Origin of the sequence: Virgisporangium aurantiacum, from assembly GCF_016863635.1 — a bacterium.
Lineage (GTDB): Bacteria > Actinomycetota > Actinomycetes > Mycobacteriales > Micromonosporaceae > Virgisporangium > Virgisporangium aurantiacum.
Window position 1 is genome coordinate 14,747 of the sequence record NZ_BOPG01000094.1, and the last position, 23,671, is coordinate 38,417.

11 protein-coding genes, 2 tRNA genes and 3 pseudogenes are annotated in these 23,671 nt (G+C 69.8%); 8 read left to right on the forward strand and 8 right to left on the reverse strand.

Annotation, left to right across the window (positions count from 1 at the left end):
- The first annotated feature begins 54 nt into the window (after window positions 1-54).
- Window positions 55-2,472, forward strand: coding sequence for a GGDEF domain-containing phosphodiesterase (locus tag Vau01_RS54615; protein WP_204009914.1), 2,418 nt, complete (start codon window positions 55-57; stop codon window positions 2,470-2,472).
- 4 nt (window positions 2,473-2,476) lie between these two features.
- On the opposite strand, the gene Vau01_RS54620 is transcribed toward Vau01_RS54615, so the two are convergent.
- The 5 genes from Vau01_RS54620 to Vau01_RS54640 form a co-directional block, all read right to left on the reverse strand.
- Window positions 2,477-3,559 carry a helix-turn-helix domain-containing protein gene (locus tag Vau01_RS54620; RefSeq protein ID WP_204009917.1) on the reverse strand — a complete coding sequence of 361 codons (1,083 nt, stop codon included), beginning with the start codon at window positions 3,557-3,559 and terminating at the stop codon, window positions 2,477-2,479.
- 117 nt (window positions 3,560-3,676) lie between these two features.
- A complete protein-coding gene (locus Vau01_RS54625) occupies window positions 3,677-4,573 on the reverse strand; it encodes a M23 family metallopeptidase (RefSeq protein ID WP_239152775.1) in 897 nt (298 codons plus the stop codon).
- Window positions 4,574-4,585: 12 nt separating this feature from the next.
- Entirely contained in the window at window positions 4,586-5,629 is a 1,044-nt protein-coding gene (locus Vau01_RS54630) for a glycoside hydrolase family 25 protein (protein ID WP_204009920.1), read from the reverse strand.
- A gap of 178 nt (window positions 5,630-5,807) precedes the next feature.
- Window positions 5,808-7,025 (reverse strand): threonine/serine exporter family protein, encoded by a 1,218-nt coding sequence (locus Vau01_RS54635; RefSeq protein ID WP_204009929.1) that lies wholly within the window; start codon window positions 7,023-7,025, stop codon window positions 5,808-5,810.
- Window positions 7,026-7,105: 80 nt separating this feature from the next.
- Window positions 7,106-9,223, reverse strand: coding sequence for an EcsC family protein (locus tag Vau01_RS54640; protein ID WP_204009944.1), 2,118 nt, complete (start codon window positions 9,221-9,223; stop codon window positions 7,106-7,108).
- Window positions 9,224-9,372: 149 nt separating this feature from the next.
- On the opposite strand from Vau01_RS54640, the gene Vau01_RS54645 reads away from it, so the two are divergent.
- The 3 genes from Vau01_RS54645 (at window position 9,373) to Vau01_RS54655 (ending at window position 10,392) form a co-directional block, all read left to right on the forward strand.
- Window positions 9,373-9,462 (forward strand) — tRNA-Ser (locus Vau01_RS54645).
- Window positions 9,463-9,499: 37 nt separating this feature from the next.
- Window positions 9,500-9,572 (forward strand) — tRNA-Arg (locus Vau01_RS54650).
- Window positions 9,573-10,131: 559 nt separating this feature from the next.
- Window positions 10,132-10,392 (forward strand): hypothetical protein, encoded by a 261-nt coding sequence (locus Vau01_RS54655; protein WP_204009948.1) that lies wholly within the window; start codon window positions 10,132-10,134, stop codon window positions 10,390-10,392.
- A gap of 203 nt (window positions 10,393-10,595) precedes the next feature.
- Here Vau01_RS54655 and Vau01_RS54660 read toward each other — a convergent pair whose 3' ends face one another.
- Both Vau01_RS54660 and Vau01_RS54665 read right to left on the reverse strand, forming a co-directional pair.
- Window positions 10,596-17,291, reverse strand: coding sequence for a P-loop domain-containing protein (locus Vau01_RS54660; protein ID WP_275424047.1), 6,696 nt, complete (start codon window positions 17,289-17,291; stop codon window positions 10,596-10,598).
- 7 nt (window positions 17,292-17,298) lie between these two features.
- Complete coding sequence (locus Vau01_RS54665; protein ID WP_204009952.1) at window positions 17,299-17,610, reverse strand: trypco2 family protein; 312 nt, start codon at window positions 17,608-17,610, stop codon at window positions 17,299-17,301.
- Window positions 17,611-18,209: 599 nt separating this feature from the next.
- Between Vau01_RS54665 and Vau01_RS54670 the strand changes: the two are divergent.
- A pseudogene (locus tag Vau01_RS54670) lies at window positions 18,210-18,980 on the forward strand (IS256 family transposase); the annotation flags it as partial.
- A gap of 38 nt (window positions 18,981-19,018) precedes the next feature.
- Here the strand turns inward: Vau01_RS54670 and Vau01_RS54675 are convergent.
- A pseudogene (locus Vau01_RS54675) lies at window positions 19,019-20,961 on the reverse strand (ISAzo13 family transposase).
- Between the two features lie 56 nt (window positions 20,962-21,017).
- On the opposite strand from Vau01_RS54675, the pseudogene Vau01_RS54680 reads away from it, so the two are divergent.
- From Vau01_RS54680 to Vau01_RS54690, 3 genes and pseudogenes are all read left to right on the forward strand, one after another.
- A pseudogene (locus Vau01_RS54680) lies at window positions 21,018-21,485 on the forward strand (transposase); the annotation flags it as partial.
- A gap of 317 nt (window positions 21,486-21,802) precedes the next feature.
- Window positions 21,803-21,982, forward strand: coding sequence for a hypothetical protein (locus Vau01_RS54685; RefSeq protein ID WP_204009954.1), 180 nt, complete (start codon window positions 21,803-21,805; stop codon window positions 21,980-21,982).
- 431 nt (window positions 21,983-22,413) lie between these two features.
- A complete protein-coding gene (locus Vau01_RS54690) occupies window positions 22,414-23,655 on the forward strand; it encodes an IS110 family RNA-guided transposase (protein ID WP_204009955.1) in 1,242 nt (413 codons plus the stop codon).
- Window positions 23,656-23,671: the final 16 nt, after the last annotated feature.

A 23,671-nucleotide genomic window follows, 5' to 3' on the forward strand; every position in this document is an offset into this window, starting at 1 on the left:
GGCCGACCGGCCGATCTGACCCAGAGCGGGAGGCCGAGGGTCGGACGGAGCGCGATGAACGTACGGCACAAGCTGCTCGGCGGTTACCTGATCGTGGCCGCGATGCTGGCGGTGACCGGGTTGCTGGCGTGGCGGGCCGACGTGTCCTCCGCCGAGCGGGCGGCGGTGACCGAGGCCGTACAGGTGGCCCGGGGCATCGGGGCAGACGTCGCGCAGGGACTCGCGGCCGACACCGCCGGCGAGATGCCGGGGCCGCTGTACGACGATCCGGTGGCGCTCGACAACTACCTGCGGCGCCTGCACGACCTCCAGGACCGGGACGTCGTGGTGGTCGACCGCGACCAGCGGATCCTCGCCGACGCGGTGCCGGAGAACGTCGGAACCGTCTTCGATCACGACATGGCCGACGAGGTCGGCCGGACGATCCGCGACGGCCGCTCGCGCACGTTCATAGAGACCAGCGTCGACTACCCGGACGGCATCCGGCAGGTCGTCGTGACGCTGGTGGGTGCCGACGGAGAGACGCTCGGCGCGGTGATCCTGGAGTACACGCCCCTGTACGACCAGATGATGGCGGTCACCGCGCAGGCACAGCGACTCATCATCGTCTCCGGCAGCATCTGCACCGTTCTCGTGCTGCTGCTCGGCTGGGTGATCGCCCGCTCCATCACCCGCCGGATCACGTCCCTGACGTCGGCGGTGGGCGACGTGCGCAACGGCGACTACAGCCGCCGGGTGCCGCTGGTCGGGCGCGACGAGATCACCGGGCTGGGCATGGCGTTCAACGACATGGCCGCGCAACTGGAGACGTCGGCACAGGAGATCCTCGCCAAGGAGTACACCGACAGCATCCTGGCCAACGCCGGCGAGGGGATCTGCGGCGTCGACGCCGCGAACCGGATCACGTTCGTGAACGCGGCCGCCGCCCGGCTCACCGGGCTGCCCGTCGAGGAACTGCTGCACCAGGACGTGGCCACGCTGCTGCCGGAGGCCGGCGGGGCGGAGGCACCGGCCTCCGGATCCCGCGAAAGCGCGCTGGTCCGCCCCGACGGGACCTCGGTACGCGTCGCGTACATCATCAGCCCCATCACCAAGAAGGGCCGCCGGATCGGGGCCGTCATCGTGCTGCGCGACGTCACCCGGCAGCGCGCGCTGGAGCACGACCTGCGCCACCAGGCACTCCACGACGGGCTGACCGGCCTGCCCAACCGTAAGTTGTTCGTCGACCGGCTCGAACACGCGATGACGAAGGCCCGGACGACCGGTGAACGGATCGCGGTCCTGTTCCTCGACCTCGACGGCTTCAAGCGCGTCAACGACGGCCTCGGCCACGACGCCGGTGACACCCTGCTGCGGGAGGCCGCCGGCCGCCTCCGTGCGGTGCTGCGTCCGCACGACACGGTGGCGCGCCAGGGCGGTGACGAGTTCGCCGCGCTGCTGGAGGGCGCCGACGACGCCACCGTCGACCGGCTCGCCCAGGAGTGCCTGGACACGCTCGCCGCGCCGTTCCGGCTCAGCGGGCGCGACGTGAACGTGACGGTCAGCATCGGCGTCGTGTCCGACGCGAGCCGGTACACCGACGCGGACGAGGCGATCCGCAACGCCGACATGGCCATGTACGCGGCCAAGGGTCAGGGCAAGGCCCGCTTCAAGCTGTTCGAGTCGACGATGCACGAACGGCTGGTGGAACGCATCGACCGGGAGGCGCGGCTGCGCGACGCCGTGCCCGGTGGCGAACTGCGCCTGCACCTCCAGCCGGTCGTCGACCTGGTCGACCGGCGGATGCGCGGGGTCGAGGCGCTGGTGCGGTGGGAGGATCCGGAGCTCGGCCTCCTGCCACCGGCGGCGTTCATCCCGCTGGCCGAGGAGACCGGCCTGGTTGTGGACATCGACCGGTGGGTCCTGGTCGAGGCGTGCCGGACCCTGCGGAACTGGCGCGACCGCGCACCGGACACGGCGCCGAGCTGGATCAGCGTCAACATCTCGGCCGCACACCTGGAACTGCCGGACCTCACCGACCACGTGGCGCAGGCCCTGGCCGCGAGCGGACTGCCGGCGGACTGCCTCGTGCTGGAGGTCACCGAGACGGTCCTGATGAGCGACATCGCGGTCAGCTCCACCCGGTTGGAACAGCTGCGACGGCTCGGTGTCCGGATCGCGATCGACGACTTCGGCACCGGCTACTCGTCGCTCGGTTACCTACGCGACATCCCCGTCGACGTCCTGAAGATCGACCGCTCCTTCATCACCGGTCTCGTCGACAGCACCCGGCAACGCGATCTGGTCACGGCGGTCGTTCAGCTCGGGCACACGCTGGGCCTGCGGGTGGTGGTCGAGGGGGTCGAGGACGAGGCGCAGCTCGCCGTGCTGGTCGCGATCGGCTGCCGGCTCGCGCAGGGCTACCACCTGGGCCGGCCCGAGCTGGCTGAGTCGCTCGCCGGACGGATGGCCACGGCGACGGTGCTCGTCTGAGCACTCAGCGGGCGGGGTACTGGCAGGCCGATCTGGCCGCCGCCGTCACCTCCTTCGGCGCCAACGACGGCGGCCGGGCCGCCGACGGATCGATCGCGGACGCCGCCTTGGCGTCGACGATCGCCGTCGGGCCGCCGCCGCCGAGGCAGGCGACCGCCACGATGGTGACCGGCTCGGTCGCGAGCCCACCGGGCGACTGCGCCGGATGCCACACGCCGGTGAACTCGGCACCGCCGCTGAGGCTCAACTGGCGCCACGCGGCCCCGGCGTGCCGTGCCGCGAAACCGACGATCTCGAGGTTGCTGCCGGTCGCCGTGACGACGAGACCGCCGGGCTTCGCCGCGTCGGCCGCGACGGCGAGCGAGATGCTTTCGGGACCCGGTCGGTCGTTGCGGCATCGGGACGGCGCGAGGTTCGCGGGTGGATTGCCGTGGACGATCGCAGACGGCACCACGTTGCCGTCGGCGAGGATGAACCACCGGATGTCGGGCGTGCCACTGGTCGCGTCGCGGGTCTTGGCACCGAGGCAGTAGCCGGTGAACCCGAGGGTGCAGTTGCTCGGCACGGTCCGCAGGACCGGTTCCGACCCGGATGCGCCGGGGCGCACGGGAGTGCCGGCGCCGTACGTCTCCCCGGTGAACGCGCGTTTGTCCGGCAACGGCGGGCACCCTGCGGTCGTCACCGGATGTTTTTTGAAGGGACCGACAACCGCAACCGTGGTGATGGCCGTGACCACGACGATCGCCGCCACCCCCAGAACCAGCCACCGCCGGCGCAGCCGTGGCGGTGGCTGAGGAGCGGGCGGATCCGGCTGCGGGGGTTCCGCCGGAGCGTCCAGCTGTTCCCACCGCCGGCGCCACTCCTCGACGTCGCCCTGGCAGGCCCCGACGTACGCGAGCACGACGTCGAGCGTGGGCCGGCGGACGCCGCGGGCCGCATCCGACAGGGTGGCGGCGCTGTAACCGGCGGACTTCGCGAGCGCCCGGTAGGTCGGATTGCCGGCGTCGGCGCGAACCTTCCGCAGCGCGAACGCGAACGACTGCAGGGGCCCGGCCGAGGGATCGATCGGCCACTCGGGACGAGCCACCCGACCTCCTCTGCCCAGCCCGTTGCCGATTGGCATCGTGCCCGCCGTAGAGAGGGCAGTCAAGATACGTCGATGCGGCCGCCGGCTGTCCCGACGGCCGCATCATGACGTCGTTACTCAGTCGCAGTGTTCGAAGGGGCTGTTGTAGGCGGTGGTGCCGACCGAGCCGCCCCACTTGACGCACGAGTTCGGGGCGGACGCCCGCACCGGCCCGGCGTAGAAGGCGAACGAACCGCTGTCGGTGATCCGGGTCTTGCCCTGTACCTCCAGATACGCCGAGGTGGTTGCGACAGCCGTGCCCGCCTTGATCGTCACCACGCAGTTGTCGGCCTTGTCGGCGTTGTAGAGCAGGTACACCGTCCCGGCCGACCCGAGCGGCGCCTGGTCGATGACGTCGTAGCCGGCGCCACACACCTCCGTGGGCGTGTGCGGGTTCGACGAGCCGCCGCACCCGTTGTTGGAGCGCAACGTCTGGTTCGGGTAGCCGAACCGCACGCCGTTGAAGAACGCCGGTTGGATGCTCGCCGGGTACGCCGCGTCCGTGGTCCGGACCTCGAAGTGCAGGTGCGGGCTGATGTTGTTGCCCGGCTTGCTGGTGTTGCCGACCTCACCGATCTTCTGCCCCCGCGACACCGTCGCGCCGACGGCCACCGAGCGGACCCGCAGGTGCGCGTAGAAGCTACGCCAGCCACCCCCGTGGTCGATGACGACCAGGTTGCCGTAGCCGTTGGCCGAGCCCTGGTGGGCCGAGGTGATCACCTTGCCGGCGCTCGCCGCGACGACCGAGTCACCCAGGTCGGCGTCGGCCGTGCTGCCCCGGTTGAAGTCGATCTCGAACGACCGGTGGGCGCTGCTGTTGTCGGAGTCGCCGTTCCAGGTCTGCCCGCAGGGGAACGGCAACTGGAACGGTGGCCGTTGGCCAGCTGCGTTGGCGAAGCCCATCCCGGCGATCGTCAACCCCACGACGACGACCACCGTCGAACCCACGGCGATCAGCGTTCTCTTCATGCGCATCGATGACTCCCGTTAATCACAGTGTTCGAAGGGGCTGTTGTAGGCGGCGGCGCCGACCGAGCCGCCCCACTTGACGCACGTGCTCGGGGCCGACGCCCGCACCGGCCCGGCGTAGAAGGCGAACGAACCGCTGTCGGTGACCCGGGCCCTGCCCCGCACCTCGAGATAGGCCGAGGTGGCTTCGACGGTCGTGCCCGCCTTGATCGTCACCACGCAGTTGTCGGCCTTGCCGGCGTTGTAGAGCAGGTACACCGTCCCGGCCGACCCGAGTGGCGCCTGGTCGATGACGTCGTAGCCCGCGCCACACACCCCGGTCGGCGTGTGCGGGTTGTTCGTGCCGGCGGCGAGCGCCTGCAGTTGGGCCAGGGTGCCCGGGAAGAAGTTGTGGTCGACGTTCCCCGTGATCCCGGCGACCCGGAACGAACTGGTGTTCTGCCAGAACGTGTAGGCGGGCCAGCCACCCGGGATGCTCGGCCCACCCGTCGAGTACTGCGCGATCCACAGCGGGTGACGGTGGAACTCGCGGGAGTCGCCCATCGCGCTGCGCCAGAACGCGGGCCCGGTGTAGATGACGGGCACCCGGCCGGTCAGCCGCTCGACCTCGGCGAGGAACGCCTTGGCCCAGGCGACCAGCGCCGTCGGCGACAGCCCGTCGTTGGCCTCGATGTCGAGCGCCGGCGGAAGCTGACCCGCCAGTGCCGTGCCGGTGACGCTGACGAAGTAACGCGCTTCGGCAACCGCGTCGCCGGCCGACGAATCGGGCCGCGCGAAATGGTAGGCGCCGCGGAGCAGTCCCGCCGTTCGCGCACCACTGTTGTTGCCCGCGTAGTACGGATTGGTGTAGCTCACGCCCTCCGTCGCCTTGAGATAAACGAAGCTCTGGCCGGCGCCGCGTACCTGGGTCCACGAAATGGTGCCGCGCTCATTCTGGTGGCTCGACACGTCGAGCCCTTCGACCTGGGCGGCCGCGTCGGCGGGCGGCGCCTTCCACATGGTCACACCCGCGTAGCCCACCGCAGCGAGCACGACGGCGGCCAGCGCGGTACCGATCCTCATTGACGTCCGCAAATTCTGCCCCTTCTATCGCCCGGCCGGCGGGACAGCAAGCTAACACCGCCGTCGACGGGGCAATAATTACGTTCGGCAGCACGGCGTCACGGTCCGCGATATTTCTTAAGGGGGACGCAGGAGAAGCTTTCGAAACACTTATATGAGTCGATAGATCGGCGCTATTTCATTGACCGGAATTGACCAGGCGACCGGTGCCGACCATCGCGGCGCCCATCAGCATCCCCACGGTGATCGCCACCATCAGGCCCACCATGTCGGCCACGCCGGTCACGCCCTGAATCGGATGTCCGCCGATCCAGCTCTCCAACCCGCGCAGCCCGTGCGATCCCGGGGTCAGCACGTAGAACGCGCCGAGGTAGATCACGTACGCCGGCGGACGCCCGGCCCGGCGCGAGACCAACAACGCCGACGCCGTCATCACGGTCGCGCCGACGAACGTTCCCACCGGATCGCCGAACGCCCGCACGCCGATCTCGGTGACCGCGGCGGTGAGCAGGATGAGCCCGAGCGCCCAGGGAAAATCGCGGGGGGCCATCGAGAAGACCAGCATCACGCCCACGGCGAAGAGGACCCAGCCGAGCCAGGTCCACAGTGGACCGAGGTTGCCCGGCACGTCGACGTCGAACAGATCGCGCTGCGGCACCCGGAGCACCACGGTGGCGAGCAGGGCGCCGAAGGCGAGCACCAGCAGGACGGTCACGCTGTAGACGAGGCGCGCGGCCCCCGCGGTCAACCGGTTGGTCGACAATTCGAGGGCGGCGGCGCTGATCGCGTCGCCGGGAATGAAATAGAACAACGCGGGGACGAGGAGCTGGATCGGCCCGCCGTCCACCAGGCCCTGTTCGTAGAGGACGAGCACAACGGCGGAGACGACCACCGAGGCCAGAAACGGGGTGACGAACGCCAGCCGCCGGTGCGGTGCGCCGAAAATCACGAGGATGCCGACGAGCAGGCCGGTGAACGCCGAAACGGCCACCTGCTGCCAGGTAGCCTGCACCGAAACGCCGAAGCCGACGCTGAACGAGACGAGCCCGACGATCCGCCACGGGCGCGACCAGCGGACCGGCCTGGCGAGAATCTCGTCGAGTCTGCTTTTCGCTTGGCTGGGCGACAGCTCACCCCGGTCGATGTCGGCGATCAGCCCGTGAACGCGGGAAACCTGGTCGAGCGGCGGCACTCCGGGTTCGCGGGAGTACGACAGGGTCTGCCCACCGACGGTGAGTAGCGCCGCGTCTGCCAGGAAGGTCGCCTCGGCCCGGTGGCCGTACCGGTCGGCGATCCGTCGCACGGTCGCCTCGCAGCGCATCGTCCCTTCGAAGCTCGACCTCAGCAACCACTCGGTGAGGGGACCGAGCAGTTCCAGCAGCTCGTCCCTGTGCACCCTCGACGCCGTCATATCCGAGGGAATCTAGGTCCGGGCCGGCCGCCGACGCCTCATCACCCGGGGATGACCCGACTTAGCTAGGCCCGTTTCCGGTAGAACCGCAGCGCCCGCGTCACCATCTCGTCGGTCGCCCGGGCATTCGCGATCGCCCCGATCAGCGCGCCCGCCCCGGGAATCAGCCGCAACATCCGCCGGGCACCGAGCCGCAGCACCCCCACGGCCAGGGTCCGGACGATCGGCCGCGCAAGCCGGCCAGGGTCGCCTTCCGCCGCACCGCCCGACACCTCGATCGCCGAACTCACCGCCACACTCGCTTCGGCCGCCGAATCATGGACGCCGAGCAGGTACAGCAACTCACCCGCCCGCTCCGGCGCCGTCGGATCCTCCCCGTGAGCGGCGGCGATGTGCAAAATAAGGTCGGCGTGCAGGGCGTTCAGGGTGCCAGCATCCAGCAGAACCGCGAGCGGCCCGGCCAACCCCGCCGCCGCACCCCGATTCCGCGCCTGCCGCACGAACCGGTGCGCCGCCGCGCGGGCCACCCCGTCTCCGGACGCATTCGGATACTGATCACGCAACCAGTCGACGTTGGTCGCCGCGCCCGGCCCGTAGTGAGCGACCGCCGCCAGCGCCAGAAGCTCCGCGGCCTGCGCAGGCCGCTCCCGGAAATCGCGCAGGCTGGGGGCAATCGGCGCAAGATCACTATTGGACGGAGTGACGCGCTTCGCTTGCGCCGGAAGCACCTCCCCACTAAGCACGGCCGCCTCGGCGATCCTCGGCTCGGCGGTCCCGGGCTCCGCAGTCCCGGGTTCTGCAGTCCCGGGCTCCGCGCTCCTCTGTTCCGCTGTCCTCGGCTCGGCGGTCCCCGGTTCCGCAGCCCTCGGTTCCGCAATCCTCGGTTCCGCAGCCCTCGGTTCCGCAATCCTCGGTTCCGCGGTCCCCGGTTCCGCGGTCCCCGGTTCGGCCGTCCTCGGCTCGGCGGCCCTCGGCTCGGCGGCCCTCGGCTCGGCGGCCGGCTCCACTGGAGGGGCGGCCTTTGCCGGGGCTTTCTTCGCGGCGGCCTTCTTCGTGGGGGCCTTGGCCGGTTTTGGACGATCTTCCGGTGCTGTGGGAGCCTTTGCCGGAACCGCCTTCTTCGCTGCTGCCTTCCGCGCTGGGGCCGTCTTCACGGGGATGGACGTCTCAGCGGTCCTCTCGGCGGCGGCCTTCTTCGCCGGCTCGGCGGCCGGCGGGGCCTGCTTGGCCGCGGCCTTCTTCGCCGGCTCGGCCACCGGTGGGGCCTTCTTGGCCACGGCCTTCTTCGGTGGCTCGGCAGCTGGCGGGGCCTGCTTCGCTGCGGCCTTCTTGGCCGGCTCGGCGGCCGGCGGCGACACCTTGGCCGCGGCTTTCCTCGGCGGCTCGACGGCCGGTGGGGCCTGCTTCGCCGCGGCCTTCTTCGCCGGCTCGACTGCCGGTGGGGCCTGCTTCGCGGCGGCTTTCCTCGGCGGCTCGACTGCCGGTGGGGCCTGCTTCGCGGCGGCTTTCCTCGGTGGCTCGGCGGCTGGCGGGGCCTGCTTCGCCGCGGCCTTCCTCGGTGGCTCGGCGGCTGGCGGGGCCTGCTTCGCCGCGGCTTTCTTCGGCGGCTCGACGGCCGGCGGCGGCGTCTTGGCGGCAGCCTTCTTCGGCGGGGGTGCGGGGTCGGCCGGCGGGGGTGCCTTCTTGGCGGCGGCCTTCTTTGCCGGGACGGCCTTTGCGGAGGTGGTCTTCTTCGCGGGCTGCCGCGCCGCGGCGACCTTGGTCGGGGTGGGCTCGGGCTCGTCCAGGGGGAGCTGCTGCTGGGCGTGTGCCGGGGGGACCTTGCGGACGGGCGCCTTCCTTGTCGCGGGTGGGAGGGGCTGGTCGGGGGCGGCGAATGGCGGGGGGACGGCGCGACGGGAGGAGGTGGGCGCGGGCGGTGGGGACGGGTCCGGGGCTGGGCTGCGCTGTGGAGAACCGGCCGGGCCTGTGCCCGTATCCTCTGATCCTTCGACGCGGAAAGCCGGCGGTGGCCGGCGGGCGCCGGGCACGCGCGGCGGCGGCGCCGGATCCTCATCGGACGGCGGCAGGAAGACCGGCATGCCGGGGCCGGCCTTGCGCGGCCGCTGCTTGCGGTCGGGCGGCGGTGGTGCGGGGGGCTCGGCGCGCTTGCGTGGGCGCGCCGGAGTGGGATCATCCGCCATGATGCGAGGTTAATCGCCAGTAAGGCTCGCCGCCCGCTAGAGAACTCGCGTTTCGGGGGTGGCGCGTCCCCCGTCCGGGAGTTGCTTTGCTCGGGGGCGAGGGGGACCTGTATCCTCGGTCGACGGTGGCCCCGGTACGGGCTACCGCTGGAGGCTTCGCCTAGTACGGTCTATGGCGCCGCACTGCTAATGCGGTTTGGGTTAACCGCCCATCCCGGGTTCGAATCCCGGAGCCTCCGCGGTCGGACAGGGTATGTACACTGGCCGAGCACCTGGGCGCCCGTAGCTCAATGGATAGAGCATCTGACTACGGATCAGAAGGTTAGGGGTTCGAGTCCCTTCGGGCGCGCAAGGTCAAGAGGCGGTTGAGCTGCGGAAACGTAGATCAACCGCCTCTCGTTGTCCGTCCACTGTGGACCTAAAGTGTTCCGAAAGTGATCCGCTGTTTCGGAAGCGTCCAGACCGGTCGGCGTCGGTCCGTGCTGCTCCGGACCGCCCCGTCTGGATCATGACCTGGACGGCGTGACCGCGCGTCTACTGTGGACGTGCTTGTGGATCTTCGCTGGCGGAGTGCCCGCACGGGCCTCTCGGGGCCCGCCCGCCTGCGGCGGCTCGTCGGCTGGGCCGATGCAGGGGCGGGACGGGGAGCCGGTAGCGCAGTCGGGGCGGCAGGCATCTGACTTCGCGTCCGACGACGGCCGCCACGCCCCCGAGCGCACTCGCGCTCGGCCGCCCTGCGACGGCAGGCCCGGACCATCTCGACACGTGGCGTCCTTGGGGCTGCGGCAACGCCCGGGCCGGCGGCGGCCCTCGCAAGCCTGCTACGGACAGTGACGCAAATCATGGTATGGCCAGCCGCGCGGCGTGCGTGTCTGCCGAATTGAGCACATTCGATCAAGGGCCTCCACGTGTTGCCGGCCGCCGGTAAACCGGTCGGCGTGGTGGTGTTCGATGGGTCGTATCGGGCCCGGGTGGCCTTTTTCGAAACGCTGGTGCTGGCTCGTCCGGCAGGTCTGCTTGTGCACGAGGACGCGGTGTTGGGCTTCGGCTATCAGCACGAGCACCTGTGGGAGCTTGACGATGGCTGGCAGTTTCTGGAGACCCGCAGGATCGGGCGACGGTGTCGAGGGCGGCAGCCGGTTACGTGGGGGTTGCGCCAGCGGCCGTGATTGTGCCGGACAAGCGGAGCCTCGGCGGCGTGCGGTGGGAACGGTGACGGCGAAGGTTCCCGTGGCTCAGCAGGCGACCCGTACGGCCGGCAGGAGGAATGGGAGGTCTCCCCCGAAAGCTGGCTGCGACCCCAACGATGGCGTGGACGCCACAACGGCGATTAAGGCGACGGCGCAGTCTCGCGCAGGTTTCCGAGATCCCTCTACGGAACCCGACTCAGGAGCCGCACGGCGAGATCGAACGCGGCACGGTCCACCTGCGCAAGTGCTCTCAGCGCCTCGGTCCAGTAAGGTCCGCGGAGAACGCTGGCCACTGTCCGTCGGGCGACGGCCGGGATCGGGTCCGGGCCGCTGGCGTCCGCCGCGAGGACGGCGACGGTGATCAGCGCGCGGTCGCCGTCGAGGGTGCCGCCGGGAAGAGTGGTAGGTGCGACGGCGGGGCCGTCGGAGGTGATGGTGACGGCGACGTCGGCCGGTGGCGGAGCGGCGGGCGGGGCTACTTCGAGTGCGGTCCGAAGCGCGCGACGGAGGGCGGGATCGGCAATCCGGTCCATGAGTTCGAAAGCGCGTGTCGGATCGCCGGCCGCCGCGAGCGCCCAGGCCAGCACACTGAGCGCCCAGGCTTGTCTGCCCGGGTTCGAGAAGGACTCGGCGGCCGGCGCGAGGACGGTGACCAGGTCCGTGGCCGCGGCCGTCTGGTGTGTGGAGGTCAGTTTCTCCACGACCCGGACCAGTGCTGCTGTGCGTCGGTCCGGGTCGGTGATGCGGTCGGCGCACGCGAGGGCTTGGCGGGGGTTCCCCTTGCGGGCGGCCTCCTCGGCGGAACCGGCCCACGCGGCGTCGCGTCGGGTCGGGGTGGTGATCTCTGCGATGAGCTGGTCGGCGTGGACGGGTCGGCCGGCGGCGATGACAACGGCGGCCAGCGCGGACAGGGCGCCCTCGCGTTGTCGTAGATCCCGGATCTGCGTCACGGCTGCACGGACCTCGGGCAGCAGGGCGAGTGCGTCCGGGGTTCGGCCACCGTCCGCGAGGCCGCGCAGGACGTGGGTCCAGGCGAGGGCGCGGTCCACCCGATCGTCCAGGATGGCCTCGACAGCGGTGCGGGCGACCGTGGGTCCGGCGGTGCGGGCCAGGCGTTCCGCCACGTCGGTGAGGACGCGAACGCGATGGGTCTGGCCAGCGATCATCTCGCACAGGGTGATCGCGTGCGAGTCGCCGACGTCCGCCCGGGTTCGGGCCAGGTCGGCCAGTCCGTTGCCGTTGGTCCGCTCGGCGAGCAGCTGAAAGATGGGTAGGGCGGCCCGGTAGTCGCCGCGTTCGGCCGCTGCGCCGGCAAGCTCGGCGAGCACCGGCACCGCCACGAGGTTCGGAAGTTCGTCCAACATGAAGGCCGCTGATCCGTATCGCATGCCGGCGACCGCCGCCCGGGCAAGCGCTGTCTGCGCCGTGAGCGCGGCGGTGCCCCGCATCCGCGTGGCGACGCGACGGGCGTCGTCCATGCGGTTCCCCGCAGCGAGTCGTCGAACAAGCTCGTTGTTGATCGCGTCCAATCTGGCCTCGCCCTCGTCGTTGTACCAGCTCCATGCCGGCGATTGTTCGAGGTCCCAGATCCCCCAGTCCGTGAGGCTTTCGGCGATAGTGCCGAGGCTTTCGGCGATGACGAGGGCTTCGTCGATCCGATCGGCCTTGAGCAGTTCCTCGGCGAGAGGGACGAGCGCGTCGGGCGATTCCATCAGGCGCTGCTCGCGGAGAACGGCGAACATCCGGTCGCCGTCGGGGTGGGCCGACGTCACCATCGCGCTCACTACGGCAGCGAGCGCGTTGGTCCGTTCCCGGTTTGCGTTCATCGACGCGGTCATGGCGGCCGCCCGGGTCAGCTCACCCTCCGACACGCGTGCCCGAATCATCCGGACCATTGCCGCGTCGCGTGCCTGTGGCGACCGGATCCGGCCCACTGTCTGCTCGGCGAAGGGCAGATCGGCCACGTCGACGGCATAGGCGATCACCTCGGCGAGGACGGCGTCTGCGGCGTCGGGCTGGGTGATCCGGTCGGCGGCGATCGGGGCGTCCCTGTATCGCCCAGCGGAGATCAACGTCTCGGCGATCGCGGCCAGAAACCGGCTCGTTCTGTCTTCGGCCGGGATGTGATGTGTGAGCTGAAGAGCCGCCGCCAGGTCGTCGGCTAGGACGAAGGCGGTACCGACAGTGGTCAGCAGCCGGAGGGCAAGATCGGGATCGGCGACGGTGGTCGGCAGTGCTGCGGCGTCGGCGGGTCGGTCGGCCGCGAGCAACGCGTCTACGAGGGCAGATAGTCCCGGCGCGTGCCATGTGACTTCCGCCGCCTGCCGAGTGGTGTCAGCGGCGGCAAGGGCGCTGTCCTGTGCCTGCTCGGTCCGGCCGGCCACGCCATGGGCGCGAGCCACCGCGGTCAGTGCCTCCGGCTCGCAGGGGGTCCCGTCAAGGGCACGGAGCGCGGCGTCCACCCCGCTCTGGTGTCCGGTCACGGCCGCGTGCTCCGCGAGCGTCGACAGCCGCTCGCCTCGGCCGGCGTCCTCGGGCAGCTCGATGGTCGCGCTGACCGCCCCACCGTAGTCGCCGCGGGCGAGGAGCGCGTCGGCGAGTACGGCCAGGACATGCGTCCGTAGATGGCGGTCGTCGATGCTGACGGCAAGGTCAATTCCCACGTCGGCGGCGCCGGCGTCGCGAGCCCGGCAGACCAGGTCGACCAGCAACTCGTCGAGCCTCGACCCGGACGCGAACCGGGCCGCGGCGGCGGCGGCGGTCGGCAGATCGACAACGTCGGCGCAGATGTCGACCAGTGCGTTCAACGACTCCTCGTGAACCGTCCAACCCTTCCGATGCACGGTCACAGACACCTCGGTCCCGTAGCCCTGTCTTTGCACGGGCGCGGACAGCGGTTTCAAGCCACCGACGATGCGCTTGAACAGGTCGGTAACCACGTCCGGCCGAGCTGCCACCACCGCCATCTTCGCGATGGCAACGAGGGCGGCGACCCTCTTGTGCTGCTGTCCGCCGATTCGCAACGCCGCGTCGGCTGCGGCCGCATGGTCTCCGGCTGCGATACTGGCGCGGGCGATCGCGACGAGCACGTCGACGTGGCGCTGATCCAGGTGACGTAAGCCAGCGAGGGCGTCACGGACCTCGGGCAGGAGGTCGTCGACTATCGCGATCTCGGATCGATCCGCCGCGGCGTCCAACACCACGGCGAGGGCAATGACCCGGGACGTCGGCGAGACGACCCCGCGGGCGATAGCTGTCGCCGGTCCGAGGAGGCCCAGTTCGGCGGCGATGCGAACTACCTCGATCAGCGTGTCCACACGGATCTCGGGGTGGGTGATGTCGGAGGCGACCATCGCGGCGTGGTCCGGATGTCCGGCCCGGGCGAGTGCGTGTGCGACCTGACGCAGCCGATCGACCCGTGCGACGATCGGCCCGTGCCGAGCGACTTCGGCCAGTTTCAGTAGTCGCTCCAGTCGGGGTATCGGCTGCATCCGCCGCTGCGGTCCGGCGGGTGCCGTCCGCGGGGGCGCGGGCGCGACCTGTGCCTCGACCCGATTCCGCAGCTCCGTTGGGAGGGCGTCGAACTGGTCGTCAAATCTGGCCCGATCCGCGATGAGGGTGCACAGCTGGTTGCAATCCCCGTCCGGCAGGCTCTGCGCGAGTTCGTACGCCAGGTCGTAGCGACCCGCCGCGGCGGCGTTGCGTGCCAGCCGGGACGTCGTCACCCAGCGACGCGGATACGCGATGTCGTGGGTGAGCGCGATCGCGTCGTCGAGCCGGCCGATCGCTGCGGCGGACTCAGCGATGCGGGCCAACATCAAGCTGACCAGCGGCGGGGGCAGGAGCTGCCGGGTCAGGTGCTCAGCCTGTGAGTGTTCGGCGGTGGCGAGCAGATGTTCGATGATCGCGAGGTGAACAGGCACGCGGAGGCGTGCGGTGCCGACGCCCGCCGCCTGTAGTGCGCCGGGCACGTCGCCGGTCCGGGCTAGTCCGACCGCAAGGTGACCGAACGCCCGATATCGGCACCAGTCGTCGGCGACCAGGCCGGCGGCGGTGCGGGCGGCTTCATGCGTTCCGGCCGCCGCGGCGAGCCGCACGACGAGCGTCAACCTGTCATCGCGGCGGCACGCGTTCGACATCTCTGCGGCCGCCTCCGCCGCGGCCGCGTAGTCGCCGGCCGCCAGTGCCACGGTGAAGCGCACTCCGGCGGCGGCCCGGGTGTCTGCGCTGACCGCGAGTGCGCGGGCGTAGTCGCCGGCGTGCAGCGCCTGCTGGGCGGCGCGGCGCACCACCCCCAGCGCGAGGCTCTCGTTGGTGATGCCAGCCGCGATGTCCACCGCCCGGGAGGCACGGTCGGCGTAAAGGAATCCGTCGGCGACGAGAGCCAGCGCCCACCCGCGTCGGTCCGGGTCCTCGATCGATTCGGCGGCGGCAAGCGCGTCGTCCAGGTCGCCGCGGGCGAGCGCCGCATCGACCACGGCGGCCAGGGCGTCCGGACCGCCCGACCGGGCGGTGGTCACGGCAGTGGGATAGTCGCCCGCTGCCGCTGCGGCGCGGGCGATCTGGCGTAGCGCCGAGGCCCGCATCGGCGTCGCCGGGTCGATCCGGGCCAGCCGGTCCACAACACCTGCCGTTGCGGGTACCGCCTCGGCGATCCACAGCAGGGCCGCGCCCCGGCGTTCGGGGTCGGTGACCGCGTCGGCCAACGTGAGTGCCGCGTCGAACTCCCCGGCGTCGGTGGCCACCTCGACCGCATGCCCCAGTGCGAAGGCGCGCCGGTCCGGGCAGGTGATCGAGGCGGCGGCCTGAGCGGCGTGATCGAAGAACCCGGCCGTGGTCGAAGCCTCGACAACGGCGACGATGGCGGCATCGCGCCGGTCCTTTTCGGTGATGCTGTCCGCGACTGCCATGGCCCGGTCGAGGTGACCCAGCGTCGCCCAGACGGCGGCCAGATCGGTGGGCGCGTTGGAGTTGCGCGCGATCAGGCGTTCCCGGTTGACCGCGAGTTCGACCACCACCGGGAGATCGGGCTCCGGTTGGGTCGCGGCCAGATTCAGGGCATTTCCGATCTCCGTCAGCGATGCGGCGTCGCCGCCAGTGGTGGCCAGCAGCCGCTCCTGCCGACGTGTATCGGTCGCGCAGACGGCAAGGCGCTGCCAGGCGCCGTCGGCGGCCGCGATCCGCGGATAGGTGCTCAGCAGGTAGGTCGGGGTGTGCGGCGGCCACCCGGCCGTCCGCCACCGATCGGCCCAGTCATGGATGCGCTCGCGATAGTTCGCCAGCAGGCCGTGACCCAACTGCTCTTCTGCGGTCTCGCGCAGGGTGTCGTGAGCGAACAGGTACACCGGGCCGGTGTCGTCAGGAACCCAGGTCGCATCCCGCGTGGTGACGGTCCGGCCGAAGAAGCTTCGGATCCTCGCCGCCACAGTGAAGGGCGGATGGCCGGTCAGTTCGGACAGGTCCGCCTGGCTGAGACCACCTCCGCTGGCGGCGATCATTCCGACGATGTCCTGCTGGATTCGGTCCCCGGCGAGTAGCTCACCGAGTTCTGCGCGGGCTTTGTCCGCCAACGCCTGCGCATGCGGTGACGGTTTCAGCAAACGGATCCGGCACCGCCGCACCGGATGGTCCTCCGGAACGTCAGAGGGAATGGGCGGGTGCGGGCGGCCGGCCAGAATCACCCGTAGCGTCGGCTCCGGGCGTTTGGGCAGCAGCGAGGCGATGCTGGGCAGCCGCGATCCCGGTGCGGTGCCCGCGTCCTCGTCCAGCCCGTCGACGACGAGGACGATCCGCCGGCCCGCGTGAGCCGCGTTCTCGGCCGCCCGGCGCAACAGGTGCCGGCGGTAGGGATCGCGGGCGGCCGGGGCCAGCGCGGGCCGCTCGTCCTCGCCGAGCAGCGCCGAAAGCTGATCCAGCAGGGCCGCGGTGAAAGCGTCGCTGTCCGACTGTGCTGCCAGCCGCCCGGTGACGAAGAACGACACCACGTCGACACCTGCCGGCGGGTTCGCCGCGAACGTCGACAGCAACGCCGTCTTGCCGGACCAGGGCGGCGCCTGCCACCACAGGTACGGCTCTCCGCCGGCGCAGAACTCGGCCAGCTCGTCCAGTTCCGACTCACGGTCCTGCAACGCATCCGGGGCGATGTCGCCGACGTGTTCGGCGTACGCGGACCGAACCTGGCTCGCTCCCGCGGCGATCGCAAGGTCGGGACCGTGTGTGGAGCACCCCAGCCGCCGTAGCGCGTCGGGACTGAGCGGAACAGCGGTCAACCGGCCCTGGCCTTCGCGGGGGTGATGCTCGACCACGACCCCGACCAGATGACCGTCGGCCCACAGCGCCGCACCGGACATCCCCTCCCACGCGGAGCGACCCGGATCGGGATCCGTGGCGGGTGGCTCGACGGTGATCTCCCAGCGGGCGGTGCGCCGGTTGGACAGCACTGCGACCCGGCCGATCGCGTGGTGCAACTCGCGGAACGGGACGTTCTCCGGGTCGTAGCGCACCTTCCAGCGCGGGAAGCCCGCCGCGTGAACCGGGACAACCGCCCGGCCGACCTCGGGCAGACGTCCGTACGACACGGCCGGGACCGGTGGTTCCTGCGGCCGCGGTTCGATGGTCAACACGGCGAGGTCGGCGTTCGGGTCGGCCCACCGGTCCAGCACCACCGTCGACCATCCCACCGCCGACCCGGCGGCGGGCTCGCCGGCCGGGAACCGGACCTCGACCCGTGTCGTGGGGAGGACGTGGGCGGCGGTCAGCACCTGGGTTGCGCTCACCCGGTAGCCGGACCCACGATCCACCGGACGCCCGGCGGTGTCGAACGCGACTACCTCCGCGATCCTGCCGGGGTCCGGCGCACCATGAGGCTGCGCAGCCATGCGGCCGCTACGTTTCGCCCTCGAACGACCGGCCGGAGATCTGCGGCCGGCGGTCCGGGTCCGACGCCAACCGTGGATCCAGCGTCATGGTCAGCCGCTGCGTCACCATTGCCGTCGACGATCTGCTCGCCCCGCCATCGAGCACCCAGAACCGGATTCTGCCGTCTCCACCGGTGGTCTTCTCGATACTGATCGTCAGCTCCAGCTCGACCGGGCCAGGTACGAAACGGATGTCGCCGTGCTCACCAGCCCACATCGCGCGGCTCAACTCGCCGCGGAGCTGCCCGATCAGATCGGCCAACTCGACCGCGTCGTCCATCCTGGCCGCACACCTCCTCCCGGCACCGATGAACCGCGAGCCTACCCCAGAAGCGATCGTCCGACCGCGCAGCGTAGTCCTCACGCTGTCGGTTCGAGCCACTCAGATGAATGGCTGGTCAGCCGGCTGGCCTGCGCCGCGGACCCGGATCGGTCATAGATGCTCCCGTGACGGATCGTCCGCCCGAGCCTGGAGTGCGGGCCTAAATGCCTGGTCGACCAGGTGACCGGCTGCGCCGCAACGACCTGGTCACCGCACCGGGTGGTGATCTTCATCAAGGTCGTCGGCTGAGCGGCCGCTCTCGTCCCGCATGTGCGATTGTCGTGGTCACCGAGGCTGACGGCTGTCGGGCGCCGCACGTCACCGGTGCGGCAGATCACGAGATCAAGCCGGTAGTCGGCTCAGCTGGCCGGCGATATCAATTGGTCGTGGGTCATGACGGCGCCGGTGGTCCATCGGGAGTTCGTGGTCGTGGTTTCGGCGGGTCACGTCCACGGGAGTGGTGTACGAATCGCCCCATATTTGGGTGGATGACGGGAATGGAGGTGGCCACCGCTTGATCCTTCGAAACGGCGAAGTTGCGAAGGAGAGATCAAGCGATGGCCGTACCTGGCAGTGTGGATGCTGGCGCGTTTCTGCGTGAGCAACTTGAGACAGCGTCACCCGATCTGCTGCGTTCGATGGTGAAAACCTTTGCCGAGGCGCTCATGTCCGCCGAGGCCGACGCGATGCGCGGCGCCCCGTACGGCGAGCGCAGCGATGAGCGGACCAATCAGCGCAACGGATACCGGCCGCGGGAGTGGGACACCCGCGCGGGCACGGTGGAGTTGGCGATCCCGAAGCTGCGGCAGGGCTCGTATTTCCCGGACTGGCTGCTGGCGCATCGCCGGCGGGCCGAACAGGCGTTGGTGTCGGTGGTGGCCACGGCGTATCTGCTCGGGGTGTCGACCCGGCGGGTGGAGAAGTTGGTCGAGCAGTTCGGGATCACGCAACTGTCGAAGTCGCAGGTGTCGGAGATGGCCACCCATCTCGACGCCCAGGTCGAAGCGTTCCGCAACCGGCCGCTGGACGCGGCGCATTACACGTTCGTCTGGGTCGACGCGCTGGTGGTGAAGGTCCGCGAGCACGGCCGCACGGTCAACGTCCACGCCCTCATCGCGGTCGGCGTCAACGCCGACGGCCAGCGGGAGGTGCTGGGTCTGGACGTCGCCTCCGACGAGGACGGCGCCGGCTGGCTTGCGTTCCTGCGCAGTCTGACCGCGCGGGGCCTGTCCGGGGTGCGGCTGGTGGTCTCCGACGCCCACCGCGGCCTGGTCACAGCGATCGGTGCCGCCCTGCCGGGTGCGGCGTGGCAACGGTGTCGCACCCACTGAAGCCGTGAGGAATCAACCTGGTGGTGCGTCGGTGGTCAGATGGCGGCCAGGACGGCGGAGGCATTGCGGTAGCGGGTTGGTGCTGGTGTGGTGGCGAAGCCGTCTTGTTCAAGTAGCGGGCGGATGTCGAGCAGCGCGTTGCCGATGGTGCGCGGACTGACCTGGAACAGCTCGGCCAGGGTCGCGCGGGTGCAGAGTTGGCGAAGGTGGAGCACGGTGACGAGGATCCGTTCCGCATCGGTGATCTTCTGACGAAAGATGCCGCCACGAGCGCCGGGTAGGCGGTGGCCGCCGCGTCGGGCGAATCGGCGACGTTCGACCAGTGCCGCCTGCCGCATCGCCAGACGTTCGATCAGCTCGTTGAGCGCTTGGCGGCTCATCCCGGTCAGTGCGGGATCCGATAGTGCTTCGGGTAGGCGTGACGGCACGCGGACGGGCCGGTCGTCGGCAAGGTAGTTCCGCAGATCCGCGGCGGTGGTGAAGCGTATGGCGGTCGGTGCGATGCGGTGGGCGTTGTCTTCCAGCAACGCACGGGTTTCGGCGATGGCGTTCCCGATCGAGGCTGGGTTGATCTGCAGCATCTCCGACAGCAGGCGCTGGGAGCAGACCTGCCGCAGGTAGATGATGGTGATCAGCACAGCGGCGGCATCGGATAGCAATGCCCGGGCACCGGCGCCGGGTGCTCGACGGCGGCGACCTCCGCGCTGCTCGAAGCAGCGTTGCTCGGCGCGGGCGGCCTGGGCGGGCGCCAGCCGTTCGGTGAGCTCGGTCAGGTGGGCGTGGGACATGCCGGTCAGCCGTTCGTCGGCGAGCATCGTCAGCGTCTGGGACCGGACTCGGTCCCGATCGTCAGCAGCGACACCGACACCCGAACTCGTCGGGAAGCCGGCCGAGTGGATGGTGTAGTTCCACGACCCGTGCTGTGCGTGGGCTTCGATCGGCAAAGACCGTAGCTGTTCGGGGCTGATGCAAACCCCGAGCGGGTAGGAGCGGGTGTCTAGTTCGGCCGTGACACGCAGGCCACTGCGGGTCCGGGTCGAGGCGATCGTTTGCACTACGACCTCGTGGCTGGTCAGCGGTCGGCCTCGCCAGTTCATGGAGATGTGGGAGAACAACCGGTGCTCAACCTTGTTCCACTTCGATGTTCCTGGCGGGAAGTGGCAGACAGTGATCGCCAGTCCGGTCTCGGTGGCAAGCGCGGCCAGTTCGGTCTTCCAGAGCCGGAACCGGTAGCTGTTAGAACCGCCCGCGTCGGCGGTGATCAGCAGCCGAGTTGCTTGCGGGTAGTCGGTCGTCCCGCGTGCCTGCCACCAGCGGCGGATCGACGCGACCGCGAAAGTCGCGGTGTCGTGATCGACCCCGACGTTGACCCAGCCGGAGTCGGCGGTCAGATCGTAGACCCCGTACGGAATTACGTGCGCGTTCTTCGGGCCGGTGAAGAAGACGCCTTAACCTGTTCGTTGATGTAACGGAACTGGGCATCGCGATCCGGGTGCTGCTCGCCTTCCAAAATCTTGGCATTGACCTGCAGGCTGAACCCGTTTTTCCGTAACAGTTTTCCCACCGTCGGCGCTGATACCGGATGCCCCTGGCACGTCAGCTCGTCCGCCAAATGCCGCAGCGACTTCGTGGTCCAGCGCAGCGGCGACGACGGATCTCCTCGCTCATCCGGCTCGACCAACGACAGCAGCGCCGGCAGCAACCCGCCGTCTACTTCGGCCGCCGGCTTGCGGCCCCCACCCGGCCGGCGAACCTGCCCAACAGACAGCGGCTCGGCTCCGGCCTCCAGTTCGAACACGCCCTTGCGGACCGTAGTCTCGCTCACCCCAGCAACCCGGGCGACTGCCCGCACACCGCCATGCCCAAGCAGTCGCGCCTCCGCCGCCAACGCCAGCCGTCGCTGCCGCTCGTTCAGGTGCGGCAACAGCACCTCGAACCTCGCGGTCAACAGATCCCGGACCTCGTCGGGCACGCGCATACCAGATCAACGAATCCGCCGAAGCAAAGCAACACCTTGTTCCTTAACAGCTCCCCTACCTGCGCAACCTGCTGACCAAGGTCCCGAAATCGGCGCAGCCGTGGGTAGCCACCCTGGTGCGTACGGTCTTCGACCAGCCCGACGCCGACTCGGTGCGTGCGCAGTACGACCGTGCGGTGACCGCGATCGCCGAGCGGTTCCCGGCCGCGGCCGAACACCTCGACGACGCCCGCGAGGAGCTCCTGGCGTTCACCGTGTTCCCGCGTGAGGTCTGGCGCCAGATCTGGTCGAACAACCCGCAAGAGCGCCTGAACAAAGAGATCCGCCGCCGCACCGACGTCGTCGGGATCTTCCCCAACCGGGCCGCCATCATCAGGTTGATCGGCGCCGTCCTCGCCGACCGACGAATGGACCGAAGGCCGCCGCTACATGGGCCTGGAAATCCTCACCAAGGCCGCCTCACCCTCATCACCAACGAGGGAACCGAAACCGAAACCGCCGTCGCCGAACTGGCAGCGGCCTAACATCCAACCCCGGATCAGCGCTGGCCACCTCCTACAACGCCAGCGGACGCGACCTTTCGGCGCCGAGGTCCTCGAAACCCGTGATGTGGTCCAGCGCCGTTCGACCGATGCAAATCTCCTGCCAGCGATGAGGACTCGGTCAAGGCGGAGCGACCGCAGCGGAGCGAGGACGAACGGTCTTGACGGGCGACGATCGACGGCGACCATGATGGGCGAACAATCATGGATTCCTCCGCGCTTGCCGTTGGACGACGCTGCTGGGCTGTTCCGGGTTCTGGCGGCGACGATGACGAGGTGAAGCGACTGTCCCGGCCGGTGTGGAGCAACTGATCGCCGCGTTGGTTCGGCGGTGGTGCCGCGGCCGCCGGCGGCGGTTGCGCCGGTGCCCGGTGCTGCCGGTGCGGCGGCTGCCGGCCGATCTGGAGGCCGTGCCGGTACTGGATCTCGCCCGGCTGGACAGCTCCGGCCGGCTGTCGGCCCGGCCCCTGCTCGCCTGACGGGGGCTGGGCGGCTGGGCACCAAGTCCACACCGACCTGGACGCAAATCATCGGATGTCTGCCGTCATCGGCACAGCCTGACCTGCGAACCGCAACTCGATCCACAGTGGACGGACGATCTACGCGATTGCGATGCAATCGGACCGTCGGGTTGACGCTGATCAAGGCGCTGGCCAGGGACGCGCATCTTGCTTTCTACGGATCAGCAGCCTGATGATCCCGCTCGCGGTCTCGCCCAAAGGGAGTGAAAATGGGTGTGGTCATGCGCTGACGTCGTCCTTCTGTGGTGCTGCGAGCCTGTGGATCAGCATGACGCTGGGAGCCGCGTGACAGGTACCCAATGCTGTTGCCGCGAGCACGAGAGTCAGACTCTTCAGCCTGTTGGTTCCTGCGCATGGCCGCCTGTCCGCGACCACGGGAGGCGAGTCGGGTGGACGTGATCCATGAACGGTGTGCCGGTATCGATATCGGCAAGGCCGATCTGAAAGCTTGTATCCGCGTGCCGACGGCGAGCAGCAGGCGCCGCCGCAAAGAGGTCCGCACCTTCGCGACGACCACCAACGCGTTGCTGCAGTTACGCGATTGGCTGATGGCCGAGGGCATCACGGTGGTGGGCATGGAAGCTACCGGCAGCTACTGGAAACCGGTGTTCTACCTCCTCGAGGACGCCTTCGACGTGCAACTGCTCAACGCTCGGCACATGCATGCAGTACCCGGCCGAAAGACCGACGTCACCGACGCGGCCTGGATCGCGGAACTGGTCGAGCACGGTTTGGTTCGGCCCTCGTTCGTCCCACCGCCGCCGATCCGCCGGCTACGCGACCTCACCCGCTACCGCAGCGAACTCGTCCACGAACGCACCCGGGAAGCGCAACGGCTGGAGAAGCTCCTCGAAGACGCCGGAATCAAGCTGTCCGTCGTGGCCTCCGACATCCTCGGCGTGTCCGGCCGGGCAATGCTGGAAGCGTTGATCGCCGGTGAACGCGACCCGCACCAGCTCGCCGACCTCGCCAAACGACGCATGCGCGTCAAGATCCCACAACTGGTCGAGGCCCTGACCGGACGATTCGGCGACCATCACGCCTTCCTGGCCCGGGCGATGCTCAACCGCATCGACGCCGCCAACGCCACGATCAACGACTTGAGCAGCCGCATCGAAGCCGAGTGCACCCCGTTTCGGCGCCAGCTCGAGCGACTGCACACCATCCCCGGTGTCAGCCAGCGAACCGCCGAAGTGATCATCGCCGAGACCGGTGTCGACCCTTCGCAGTTCACCACGGCCGCGCATCTAGCATCCTGGGCCGGCGTCTGCCCCGGCAACAACGAATCGGCCGGCCGTCACATGTCCGGCCGCACCCGACCCGGCGACACCTGGCTCAAAGCCGCTCTGGGCGAGGCCGCCATGGCCGCCTCGCGCACCAAGAACACCTATCTCGCCGCCCGATACCGGCGGGTCGCCGCCCGCCGCGGCAACAAACGAGCACTGGTCGCGGTCGCCCACACGATCCTCATCGCGACCTGGCACATGCTCACCCACGACCTCACCTACCACGACCTCGGCGGCGACTACTTCATCCAACGCCAAGATCACACCCGCCAAACCCGCCGGCTCACCGCTCGACTCAACCAGCTCGGCTACCAGGTCATCCTCAACCCCATCCCGGCCGCCTGACGAGAGAATTTTCGAG